Here is a 13,597-nt window from a genome sequence, read left to right on the forward strand (position 1 = left end):
GCTTTCTTAAAAAGCCGCCTTTTGTATTTTAAACCCGCACTTCCTGAGTGACCCGATCTTCACCGCCGAAAAACTCGATATAGCGTTTGACCGCCTCCGGATCGCCGGTGGCTTTTGACGGATTGTCCGAGAGTTTCACCGCCGGACGTCCATTGGCATCAATCACCTTACAGACCAGCGAAATGGCTCCTAGTCCTGAAACGTGTTTCGGTGCGCAGCCGATAAAATCATTGGTGAGATTGGTGCCCCAACCAAAGCTCATCCGCACACGGCCTTCAAAGTGGCGGTAGGTCTCTTCAATCGTATCCACATCCAGTGCATCGGAGAAGATCAGTAATTTCTCACGCGGGTCTTTGCCCTTTGATTTCCACCATTCAATAATCCGCTCTCCGCCCTCAATAGGTGGAGAACTGTCGGGGCGGAAACCTGTCCAATCTGCAACCCAGTCCGGCGCATCGCGCAGGAATGCTGTGGTGCCGAATGCATCCGGCAGCACGATCAAAAGATTGCCGCCATAATAACGGTTCCAGTCCTGCAACACGCGGTAAGGTGCCGAGCGTAATTCTTCATCCGTATCGGCCATAGCTGCCAGCACCATCGGCAATTCATGGGCATTGGTACCGAGCGCTTCCAAATCAGTATCCATTGCCAGAAGCACATTGCTGGTGCCGGTAAAGGCATCGCCAATGCCTTCTTTCAGCGCTTCCACACACCAGCGCTGCCAGAGGAACGAATGACGGCGGCGGGTGCCGAAATCAGAGATTTTCAAATCCGGCAATTGGCGCAGACGATCAACCTTGCCCCACATTTTGGCTTTGGCACGGGCATAAAGCACATCCAGCGCGAAAGGCCCGAGGGACTTCATCGCTGCGCGGGAGCGCAATTCATTGATAATCGCCAGCGCCGGAATTTCCCACATTGTCGTATGCGTCCACGGTCCGTGGAAATGCAGTTCATATTGTCCGTCGCGGCGTGTCAGCTCGTATTCCGGCAGCTGGAATGTGCTGAGCCATTGCAGAAATTCCGGCGCAAAAATCTGCTTGCGACCATAGAATGTATTACCGGCCAGCCAGATCATTTCCTTTTTGGTCATGCGCAATGAGCGGGCATGGTCAAGCTGCGCACGCAACTCACCTTCATCAATCTCATCGGCAAGCCGCACAGTTTTCGAGCGGTTAATCAGCGAGAAAGTCGCATCCACCTGCGGATACAGCCCCCAGATCATTTGCAGCATCAAAAGCTTATAAAAATCCGTATCCAGCAGACTGCGAACAATCGGATCCAGCTTCCACGTATGGTTATAAACGCGCTGCGCAATATCTGTTCTGGTCATGCCAGATGTCCTTATCTGATCCGATGAGATTTATTCTCATCCTGAGCATCATTCTTGTTGGACAGACCATAAGCAGAATTCAGCAAAAATAAAGGGCGATGATTGCTCACCGCCCTTTATTTAAAGTTTCTGTTTAGTCTGACTTATTTCAGTTCAAGCACAATCTCGTGCTGTCCCTGCGTTGTCAGTGCAATACCGGCATCGCGTTTTTTGACTGCTTTGCCGTCCACTTTCAGACTGTCCCGACCGGCTTTATTGCGCACAGTGATTTTATACAGTGCCTCACCATGACGGTAATCCAGCTCAAAACCATCCCAGTCAGACGGCAGTACCGGATTGAGGAACAGCTCATTGCCGCGCTTGCTCAAGCCGAGAATACCCTCTGTTGCCACGCGGTAGAACCAGCCTGCAGAACCGGTATACCATGTCCAGCCGCCCTGACCGCGACGTGGTTCAACGGAGTAAATATCCGCTGCAATCACATAAGGCTCAACACGATAGGTCTCAGGATTTTCGCCGTGATGCACCGGATTAATCAGCGAGAACAGCTTATAAGCCTCATCACCACGACCGAGTTTGGTCAGCGCCATGATCGCCCATGTGGCACCATGGGTATATTGCCCGCCATTCTCACGCACACCACGCGGATAGCCTTTAATATAACCCGGCTCATGTTCAGTCTTGTCAAATGGCGGAGTGAACAGGCGCAGCAAGCCGCCCTCTTCATCCAGCAAATGCTTTTCAAGTGAAGCCATCGCCTGATCTGCGCGTTCAGGATCAGCAACACCGGACAGCACAGCCCAGCTCTGGGCAATCGCATCAATCTGGCATTCGTCACTCAGGTGAGAACCAAGCGGTGCGCCGTCATCGAAATAACCGCGACGATACCATTCACCGTCCCAGCCATGCTCTTCCAATGCCTTGTTCAGAGCATCCAGATGCTTCTGCATAGCTTCCGCACGGCTCGTATCACCACGCGAAACACTCAACGGAATAAACTGCTGCAATGTATAGCTCAGGAACCAGCCGAGCCAGACGCTCTCGCCTTTACCTTCAACGCCGACAAGGTTCATGCCGTCATTCCAGTCGCCACCAAGGATCAGCGGCAGACCATGCTGACCGGTGCGCTGCATGGCCAGTTCAAGCCCTTTCACACAATGCTCATAGACCGTATCGGTTTTGTCGGAGGTTTCCGGCTGGTAGAAAGCGTCATGTTCGCCCTCGCCCAAAGCACGGCCCTGCAGATAAGCAATCTCCTCATCAAGCACCGCCAGATCGCCGGTCACCTGCGTATAGAGCGTTGCCGCATAGGACAGCCACACCACATCATCGGAGATCAGTGTGCGTACGCCTGCCCCCGTCACCGGCAGCCACCAATGCTGCACATCGCCTTCCGCAAACTGGCGACCGGCGACATTGAGCAATTGCTTGCGTGCCAAGAGCGGATCAAGCATCAGCAATGACAGCGTGTCCTGCAACTGATCGCGGAAGCCATAGGCACCGCTGGCCTGATAGAACGCCGCACGCGCCAGAATACGCGAAGCCTTGCTCTGATAAGGCAACCAGCGATTGACCATCAGATCGAAAGAGCGATCCGGCGTTTTCACCTGCAATGGTGCAGTAAAATCCTGCCATTGCTCAGAAGTACGCGCCAGCAGATCATCTATATCCAGACCACGGCCATAGGTAATCAGTCCCTGTGCCGTTTCTTCATCTTTAGCATTGCCAAGAATGAAGAGAATGTCTTTGGTCTGTCCTGCACTCAGTTCCAGATCATAGCTCAGAGCCGCACAAGGATCGCGTCCGGCCTCAACTGTGCCTGACAGGGATTTGCCCTGCATCACACAATCAGGTTCGGTAACGGAACCGGTGACACCGATAAATTCCTGCCGGTCAGAAGTGACCGATGCCGGCAGAATATTTGCCGTCAGAAAGGCCACCTGCCCTGCCTTGTCGGTGTGATAAGGATTACGGGCAAAGAGTGCGCCCAGCTCTTCATCAAAACGCGGGACAATATAAGCGGCGTTTTTGGCACGGACATTGCCCAGCACCCATTCCGCATAATTATAGAGCCGCAGGCGTTTCATCGACTGGCCGCGATTGACAAGACGCAGACGCGTCAGGCGCACCGGCTTGTCCGGATCAACCGCCATTGTCAGTTCACAGAACACATCACCATGTTTAGAGGTGAATGTGCTAAAGCCCTGACCGTGACGCGCTTCATAGGTCACATCCGCATCGCGGATGACATTGGCCGCAGGTGCGAAAACCTTGCCGCTGTCACGATCCGCAATATAGAGCGCTTCACCCGGAAGGTTGGAAACCGGATCATTCGACCACGGGGTCAGCTGATAATCACGGCTGTTACCGCTCCATGTGAAAGCGGAACCTTCCGCTGAAACATGGAAGCCGAATTCCGCATTGGCAATCACATTGATCCACGGATGCGGGGTTGTGCTGTCACCATTGAGACGCACAACATAATTGCCGTCTGTATCAAAACCGCCATAGCTGTTCCAGAATTCCAGCCCGTCACCGGAAACCGGCTTACTTGTTATAGACTGGCGCGGAGCCACACCCGGCAATTTGGCGATGGCTTTTACACCATCACCGCTTTGCTGTGCGGCATCAGCTTCTGCAGCCAGACGGCTGTCGCGGCGGTTCAGACGCGGATCAGCACTTTCCGGTTTGGTTTCTTTGCGATGTGCCAGATCAACTGAGAGTTCCTGAATACGCTTGAGCTGCTCTGCCAGAGAGCCGTTTTGCGCATGCATAACAATCCGTGCAGCAGCCAGCAGCGTATTATAGGACGCCTCACTCATCTGATCGCGGCGCACCGTGAAGATGTGCTGTTTCTGTCCCTGATGCTGCGAACGGACACGGAAACTTTCCGTCAGCCATTCAACTGCACGCTGGGTATCCTGCGCATAGGAGAAGGCCCGTTCATTGACCACCACCACATCAACGGTGAGACCTTTTTCGCGCCAGTATTCCTGTGCTTTCAGCACACCGCGCAGCACTTCAAGATCGGCCTCATTATCAATCCGCAGCACGAAAATCGGATCATCGCCGGAAATCGACAATGGCCAGAGATCAGATTGCGCACCAAGACCCGCAGCAATCACTTCCGATGGCTGGCGCAAAGCGCGATCCGGATAGATCAGATAAGCAGCGGTTTTCTGGTAATCTGTCGCCTCAGCCGGTTTGATACCGACATGATGCAGACGCACTTGGCTACGTGTCCATGACAGCGTATATTCACGGGCAAAGGCCTCAGGATAACGCAGAACTGCCGCTTTTTCTTCCAGATAAGAGCGCGAACCGCCTGCCAGTGTCCAGAACACCAGCGACACTTTTTTATGCGCCGGAACACGGACACGGGTACGCAATGAGGCAACCGGATCAAGCACAGTGCCCTGACTGCCGGTAAACTTCATCTCCGGATCGAAAGCCGCCGGATTACGCAGCGTGCGGCCACGGCCGATAAAGACACGGCGGTCAGTTTCGGCTTCCGTTTCACGCACAGCGCCCGACAGATCCGTCACGAAATGCGCCACATGCACTTCTGTGTCTGATGGTGCGCGTTTGCGCCGTTTGGCATAGATTGTTGTACCGTCCGGTGCGATTTCCGTTTCCACAAACATTTTGGCAAAAGCCGGATGTGCATCATCCGTATCCGGATTATTCAGCACCAGTTCCGCATAGGATGTGACCTCGATCACACGGTCGCGCGAACTGGTATTGATAATATCAATCCGGCGTCCTTCACCATCGACATCGGTGGTAACGATGGTTTCCACCACAGTCTTGATATCGCCGGAGGTTTTGTAGAACTCGGCCTTGTCTTCTGTGAACACCGTTTTGGTTTCTGTTTCCAGATGGCGCGACGGCTCACCGGTCGCCGACCACCAGCGTCCGCTTTCAATATCACGCAGGAACAGGAAGCTGCCCTGCATGCCTTCAGACGCATCGGGCTGGAAGCGGGTAATCGCCAGATCATGCCAGCGGCTGTAACCATTGCCGGCAGCCGTCAGCATCAGCGAATACTGGCCATTGGACATCAGATGCACACTGCGTGGTGCTTTCAGTGGCTCTTCGATAATGCGCATCGGCGCTTCATCAAAGGCACCGCTGTCCACACGCATCGGATTTTCCGTCTTGGCATAGACCATCGGAATTTCACGCGGTGCTTTTTCCTGCAACAGCAGTTCAGCCGCTTCAATCACCGGATCGGAATGGAAACGGCTGCGCATACGACCATCAAAAATCACGTTATTAACCGCGATAATCGACATGCCATGGTGATGTGCATAATAGTTTTTCACCACAGCGCATTTTTCACCTTCGCGCACACGCGACGGAGTGAAATCCACAGCATCATGGAAACCATAACGTCCCAAAGCGCCGAGCTTCTGCAAGGTCTTCAGGTTGGAAACCGCATCAGCAGGGCGATATTGCGAAGCCAGCAGGCTCGCATAAGGTGCAATCACCGCATTACGCGACAGACCGCGCTGCAGACCCAGTTTCGGCACACCGAAATTGGAATATTGGTAATTCATCTGCGGATCGCGGGCATTATAGGCCGCTTCCGAGATCCCCCAAGGCAGACCGCGGGAGGTTGCATATTCAATCTGACGCTGCACGACCAGCTTATTGGTCTGGTCAAGGAGCGAGCCAAGCGGCTCATTCATCACCAGCGGCGGCATCAGATATTCGAACATCGATCCTGACCAGGACAGCAGAGCGCCTTTCCAACCGACCGGCACCAGCAGGCGGCCAAGTTTGAACCAATGTTCTACCGGCACATCACCCTTGGCAATCGCAAACAGGCTGGCAAGACGGGCTTCCGAAGCCAGAAGATCGTAGCAGCTCTCATCCAGTTCGTTTTCCTGCACGCGGAAGCCGATCGACAGCAGGCGGCGTTCCTTGCGCTCAAGGAAGCCGAATTCCATGTCAAAAGCCAGCTGACGGGAACGGCTGGCAAGGCTCTGCAACTGTATGCGCAGTTCTTCAGCATTATGCTCGCCGATCGCATCATCCGTATGCGCTTTACAGGTGGCAACCAGAGTCCGCGCCCATTCCAGCGCTTCCTGAGACTGGGTAGTTTCCAGCTCATCATCCAGTTCCAGCGCCAGTTTTTCAATATCCTTGGCGAAAAGTGAAATATTGATGGTGCGGAAAGAGGCGGTTTCCGGCTCCTCGCGGAAGGAACGCACAGCGCGACGGAAATTGGCAATCCGCTCTTCCAAACGGCGACGCAGTGGGCGCAGAATACGGCGATCATCCGGAATGGCAGCAATTGCCTCTTCCAGAATGTCGTTAACGTCGAGAATACCTTCAAAATCGCCCTGCAGATAGACGGACGGCGCCTGCGCCCATTCTTCCAGCGCCGAAGACAATGTAACCAGATGACCGGCCAGATTGCCGCTATCCACCGCCGACACGTAAAGCGGCTGCAATGGTTTCAGCGTATCAGTCTCATACCAGTTATAGAGATGGCCGCGGAATTTCTCCATCTTCTCCAGCGTATCCAGCGTCAAACCAATACGGTTCAGCGTATCGTTGAAGCCGATCCAGCCGAAATCACGCGCTGAAATCACAGAGAGGAAATAGACACCGATATTGGTCGGGGATGTGCGCATTGCCACAATACCCACCGGATCTTCCTGATAATTATCCGGCGGCAGATGGTTGCCTTCCTCATTGGTGAAGGCTTCGAAATAGCGCCATGTACGGCGGGCATAGCGGCGCAGATCGCCTTTATCGCTGGAGCGGACTTCCAGCGTATCCTGTGGTTTAGCCGAGCGGCTTACCGCCCATGCAATCCATGGCGAAGCAATCCAGATCACGGCAAAAGGGACAGCAATCAGCACCGCTTTGCTGCCGAACAATACCGGAAGCAGGAAAGCCAATGCGCCGATCAGCAGCGACGGCCACATCAGGCGTACATAGAAATCCAGCGTATCGGATGACTTCATCTGCGCGGCCGCGCGCCATGCCAAAAGATAACGGCGGGAGACAAACAGACGATAGAAAGTACGGACAATCGCATCGCCCATCAGCGTTGCGCTATGGGCAATAAAGCTGAGACGCAGCGCCATATCCGCAAAAGCCAGCGTCACATCAGTCAGAACCGACTGAGCATGGCCTTTCAGCGAATAATCCATATTCACCGGAATAAGATTGGTGACGATACCGAAAATCATCGGCACAAACATCGCCAAAATCAGGAATAGCTGCCAGATGGTAGCAACGCCGAGCGGCAGCAAACACCAGCCCGCAAAAGACGCAATCACCCACATGATCGGGTTGAGCGAACGGCGCAGGTTATCGGCCATTTTCCAGCGGGTGACATTGCTGACACCTTTGCCGGTTGAGAACAGAAACGGCAGCAACTGCCAGTCACCACGCGCCCAGCGGTGATGACGGGAAATATCAACATTATAGCCGGTCGGATAATCTTCCACGACCTCGACATCGCTGGCGAGCGCACAGCGGGCATAGCCGCCTTCGAGCAGATCGTGACTGAGGACTGTATTTTCCTCAATCTTGCCCTGCATCACCTTTTCAAAGGCATCAACATCATAAAGGCCTTTACCGGTGAAAGTACCCTCGCCCAGCAGGTCCTGATAAACGTCAGAAACTGCAAAAACGTATGGATCAATACCGCGATTGGCGGAGAAGACGCGCTGCAGAAATGAGGCCTCATCGCCGGTGGTCAGCGACGGGGTAACACGCGGCTGCAAAATACCGTAACCGCTGGTAATGCGGCCGGTTTTCTCATCAAAGACCGGATGATTGAGCGGATGTGACAGTTTGCCGACCAGATTGGTCACCGATTGCGGTGTCAGACGGGTATCGGAATCCAGTGTCATCACATAGCGGATATCGCGCGGCAACGGCACATCCGACGGGAAGAAGCTGGTATCATGGTCGCCACGCAGCAGCAGGTTCAGCTCATGCAGCTTACCGCGCTTGCGCTCCCAGCCCATCCAGCAACCCTGTGACGGATTGTAAAGACGGCGGCGATGCAGGAAGAAGAACCGCGCCTGACCATTGGTGGCATAATCCTCTCCGGCATAATGCGCATTAAGCCTTGCGACTTCCTCGCGGGCATAATCCAGCACTTCCATATCGGCAGGCGTGACTTCGACATTGCTGTCTGTCCAGTCACTGACAATCGCAAAATAAACCTCACCGCGCGGATTGGTCAGATAATGCACTTCGAGATTGCGGATATGTTCATCCACACTGTCGCGCGAATTAATCAGCGTCGGTACGGCCACCAGCGTGCGGGCATCGGCAGGCAGACCGTCGCGATATTCATAACCGACAAGACGGTTCGGCTGCACAAACCACGGCACCAGCGAATTAAACAGGCCAAGTGAGGCTTCATAGGCAGGGAACAGCGCGAGGATAGTGAAAAGCAGCTGTTCGCTCTCGCCAAAACCGATGCGACCCATGCCGGTATAAACCAGCACCAGCAGGCCGATAGTCATTGCCCAGACCGGTGCAGCGATCCCCCACAGGCCGAGCCCGCGATAGAGACGCAGCAAACGCGATGATAAAGGCGGCGTATAACCGCAAATCTGTTCCAGTTCGGTGCGGGCATTGCCGCTCAGATAATAGGCAATTGCACCGCTTTGTTCACGCTCGGTGATTTTATGCTCACGCAGCGATTTTTCGCGCGCCAGCCGCAGAGCTGTATTGGTCACCTCAATTTCCGTCATACGGGAATTGCGGGCGATCTTTTCAATGGTCACGCGATAGCTGTTGCGTGAGGCGAAATCGAGATTTTCGAAATCGCTGTTCTCGCGCAGGATCGCATCCATAATGCTGACAGTCTCAACCCATGAGGTCCAGTCCACGTCATCAATGGTTTTGAGCGAGCGGATAATATTGCCCATGGTCATACCGCCGGTGGACTGGCGGGAATGTTCCTCGACAATAATCTCCTCAACATCACGGCCGGTGGCTTCAAGCTGGGCTTCCAGCCATTCAATCGCCGGTCCGGTGGCCGTGGATGCACTGCGCAAACGATAAAGCAGATGCGTGGCGAAAGTGCCGTCGCGCGCCGGTTCGCTATATTCTGTCAGGATGGATTGCAGCTCTTCCGGTGAAGAAGCGACCACAATCTTGTCCGCCACGCGATTGGCGAAATTACGCATCGCACGGGCGCGCTCAACACGCAGCGCCAGGCGACGGGCATTTTCCACCAGCATGAAACGGATAACCGATGGCAGTGCCCATAATTCACCGATGCGCAGCGGCTCCACACTCTGGAAACCGTCGATCAAAGCTTTCAGGCTTTTGAGCGAGAAACCACTGTCGCTATGGGCAACATAGAGCCATGCCAGTGCGAAAACCCGCGGCAGGCCTTCGGTGCTCAGATTGGCAGATGCATCGGTGTTTTTTGATACAGCACCATCCGGATGGATATTAGCTGCCAGCGGCAGCTGGCGCAAAAACTTGTCCGGCAAATCGCGGCGTGCCTGCTGCATGCTTTTATCGACAACGTAATAATTGTCGAGCAGCCACTGGGCAGCCGGCGTAATCGTCTCGCCGTTGCGCGATGCCGCATCGGACGAGCGATAGGCATGCAGGATCAGACCGGCATTTTCTGCAAGCCGTTTGTTAAAATCGAATTTCTCATAATCCGGCAAGCGCACGGCTTCATTGCGGGCCAGCGCCGCAGCGAGCAGTTGTAATTCTTCTGGTGTTTTATAATGCCCCCTGATTGGCAAAGGCAAAACCGGCAAAAGGCGGTCAGCAACAGGGCGGGAAAACAACGATGAAAGAGAGAAAGACAAAGCCGGCATATGCCTTTTACAGCCTTTTATAAGATTTAAGTTCCGCTACGGATGGTCAGATTTGCCATATCCGCAAACACATGCTTCAGATCCCGTGAATTCCATGAAGATTCACGCATGATCGGTGGTGTTAAACAGTTATGACCAAATTACGTCCGCAAAGAATGCCATGGTCGAATTTGGTAAAATCGCAAAGCACAAATCATAGCTGATTTTAACTTTACGTTATAAAAATCAACAGGCTACCCTCTGCAATTTGCGTTCCGACAATGCGCAAGCCCTGACAAAGCTGGGGCAGCACGCTTTGATATAATGCCAGAGGGTGAGAAAAGTTGCCTGAGTGCACTTTAAACGGATTAAATTATTTTGAAAGTCCCCCTTTCTGATAAGAAAAACGCCGGATATCAGAGCCGAAATTCAGCCCTGTATCCGGCGTTTCAGAGAATCATTTTTCGAGCTGTATCTCTTCAGTTTTGAGAGGCAAAGACCCGCCAGTATTTCGGACGGAATGCCAGACGGCTGCCGGTCACCGCTTCATTCTCGGCCGGAATTTCAATCTCGACAATTTCGCGGTTACCGCCGACTTCCAGCTCAACACGGCGCTTGGCGCCCACACGCCTTGTCGCGGTGACCACACCGGCAATGCAGCCGCCACATCCCTCCACCAGCTCCACATCATGGGGGCGGAAATATAGCACGGCTTCTCCGTCTGCCTGATCGGTTTTCAGCCCCAGCGAGCGATCCGCCAACCAGAGTGCCCCCTGCTCCACACGCACATTCAGACGGCTGGATTCACCGATAAAACCATAGACGAAAGCAGAATTCGGGCTGTCATAAATCTCGTCCGGTGTTCCGACCTGCTCGATGCGCCCTTGACTCATCACCACAACACGGTCGGCGAGTTCCAGAGCCTCATCCTGATCGTGGGTTACAAAGACCGTCGTATGGCCGGTGCTGTCATGAATCTCACGCAACCACTTGCGCAGTTCTTTTCGCACCTGCGCATCCAGTGCACCGAAAGGCTCATCCAGCAACAATACATTCGGTTCAATCGCCATGGCACGTGCCAGAGCCACACGCTGACGCTGACCACCGGAGAGCTGCGCCGGATAACGGTTTTCCAAGCCCTGCAATTGCACCAGATTGAGCAGATCAACCGCGCGTTTATAGATTTCCGCTTTGGACGGGCGTGTAGAGCGCGGGCGCACTTTCAGACCAAAACCGACATTCTGCGCCAATGTCATATGACGAAACAAAGCATAATGCTGGAATACAAAACCAACATTGCGTTCCTGCACGGTTTTATTTGAGGCATCATCCTCGCCAAAATAGACCGTGCCTTCTGTCGGGCTTTCCAGCCCTGCAATCAGACGCAATAAAGTGGTCTTACCCGAGCCGGAAGGGCCGAGCAAAGCAATCAGCTCGCCTGAACGAATATCAAGCGAAACGTTGTGCAGCGCCGGAAACTGCTCAAACTCCTTGCGCACCTCAACAACGCGTACTTCCATTCTCAATCCTTTCAGGCACCCTCATGCCAGTGCAATGCAATTCATATTGGAGCATTCAAAACGCTCTGTCTCTTTGTTGTAAGCGTACTCTGAAAACCGCTCACACTTTTCGGGATGCGCTATTCATGCGCAAAACGCATTACAAACTAAACCCCGTCATGCGAAAAACGCATTTCCAGTATGGTTTTCAAAACGAGTGTTATCAGCGCCAGTCCCGCCAGCAGTGATGCCACTGCAAATGCCGCCACGATATTCTCGCTATACATCATCTCCACATGCAGCGGCATAGTCGTGGTCAATCCGCGAATACGCCCCGACACCACCGCCACCGCACCAAACTCTCCCATTGCACGCGCATTACACAGCAGCACGCCGTAAAGCAGCCCCCAGCGGATATTCGGCAAAGTCACATAGAGAAAGGTTTTCCAGCCGCTTGCCCCGAGAGACAAGGCTGCCTCTTCATCGCCTGTTCCCTGTTCCTGCATCAGCGGGATCAGCTCACGGGCAACAAATGGAAAAGTGACAAAGATCGTTGCCAGAACAATACCGGGAACAGCAAACAATATCTGGATATTATGCGACTGAAACCATGATCCGAGCATACTGTTACCGCCGAACAGCAGCACGAAAACCAGCCCTGAAATCACCGGTGATACCGAAAACGGCAGATCAATCAGCGTGATGAGAAAGGTCTTGCCGCGAAACTCGAATTTGGCAATCGCCCATGAAGCAGCAATCCCGAAAACCATATTCAAAGGCACTGCAATAGCCGCAATCAGCAAAGTCAGACGGATAGCTGAAACCGCATCCGGATCAGTCAGTGCCTCCAGATACGCACCGGTGCCTTTGCTGAAAGCCTGCGCGAAGATCACAATCAGCGGCAGCACAATGAACAAGGCCATAAACAGCAGCCCTGTCATTGTCAGAAACCAGCGCATAGCCGGTGTTTCTGTGACCGCTGAGCGGTTATGGGTCGTGTGATTATGTTTCAGACGACGCGAAAACAGTTTTCCGGCACTAGCTGCCATAGCCATATCTCCTGCGTGTCCGCGTCTGGATCAGATTGACGATGAGCAGCATCACAAAAGAAATCAGCATCATCACCGTGGCCAGCACTGTAGCTGCGGAATAATCGAATTCCTCAAGCTTGATGAAGATCAGCAAAGGCGCGATTTCGGTCGAATAAGGCCGGTTACCGGCGATAAAAATCACCGAGCCATATTCCCCGACCGCACGGGCAAAGGCCAGCGAAAAGCCGGTCAAAATAGCCGGTTGCAAACCGGGCAACAGTACACGGAACACAGTCTGAAAGCGGCTTGCACCCAGCGTTGCCGCTGCCTCTTCCTGTTCACGGCTGATCTCTTCAATCACCGGCTGGATCGTGCGCACCACAAATGGCAGACCGATAAAAACCAGCGCCACCACAATACCGGCCTGTGTAAAAGCAATACGGATATCCAGCGGCATCAGCCATGCACCGATCCAGCCTTTCGGCGCATAAAGCGCTGTCAGCGCAATACCGGCAACCGCAGTGGGCAGCGCGAAAGGCAGATCGACCATCGCATCGACCAGCCTTCTGCCCGGAAAGCGGTAGCGTACCAGCACCCATGCAACAATGCCGCCGAAAACCACATTAATCAGCGCGGCCAAGATCGCGCTGAAAAAACTGACCTGCAAGGCATGAACCAATCGGGGATCAGTCGCCAGCTGCCAGAAACGTGCCGGCCCCACCCCGACGGCATGGAGCATCAGCACCATCAGCGGGATCAGGATCAGCAGGGACAGATAGGCCACGCTGAAGCCCAGTGTCAGGCCAAAACCCGGCAGGATGGACGGCTTGCGCCATGCCTGCCAGAAAGGTGGTTTTTTCCCGCTTTTATGTGGCTGATCCGGTTTCCCGCCGCCCGTTTTTGTTGTGAGTTCTACCATAGGTAACACCATGAAAG

5 protein-coding genes are annotated in these 13,597 nt (G+C 53.9%); all 5 read right to left on the reverse strand.

Features of this window, described 5'->3' with window-relative positions; all coding sequences use genetic code 11:
• Positions 1–28: 28 nt before the first annotated feature.
• Positions 29–1,333 (reverse strand): nicotinate phosphoribosyltransferase, encoded by a 1,305-nt coding sequence (gene pncB, locus JNC80_RS02660; protein ID WP_075654053.1) that lies wholly within the window; start codon positions 1,331–1,333, stop codon positions 29–31.
• A 143-nt stretch (positions 1,334–1,476) separates the two neighbouring features.
• Complete coding sequence (locus JNC80_RS02665; protein ID WP_376709437.1) at positions 1,477–10,152, reverse strand: glycoside hydrolase family 94 protein; 8,676 nt, start codon at positions 10,150–10,152, stop codon at positions 1,477–1,479.
• 458 nt (positions 10,153–10,610) lie between these two features.
• Positions 10,611–11,651, reverse strand: coding sequence for a sulfate/molybdate ABC transporter ATP-binding protein (locus JNC80_RS02670; protein ID WP_376709438.1), 1,041 nt, complete (start codon positions 11,649–11,651; stop codon positions 10,611–10,613).
• Between the two features lie 146 nt (positions 11,652–11,797).
• Positions 11,798–12,679 (reverse strand): sulfate ABC transporter permease subunit CysW, encoded by an 882-nt coding sequence (gene cysW / locus JNC80_RS02675; protein ID WP_075654050.1) that lies wholly within the window; start codon positions 12,677–12,679, stop codon positions 11,798–11,800.
• Positions 12,669–13,580, reverse strand: a complete 912-nt coding sequence (cysT, locus tag JNC80_RS02680; protein ID WP_376709439.1) for a sulfate ABC transporter permease subunit CysT — start codon at positions 13,578–13,580, stop codon at positions 12,669–12,671. Before cysT ends, cysW begins: the two co-directional genes overlap by 11 nt.
• Positions 13,581–13,597: the final 17 nt, after the last annotated feature.

This window comes from Pseudochrobactrum lubricantis, assembly GCF_041929865.1.
Classification (GTDB): domain Bacteria; phylum Pseudomonadota; class Alphaproteobacteria; order Rhizobiales; family Rhizobiaceae; genus Pseudochrobactrum; species Pseudochrobactrum saccharolyticum.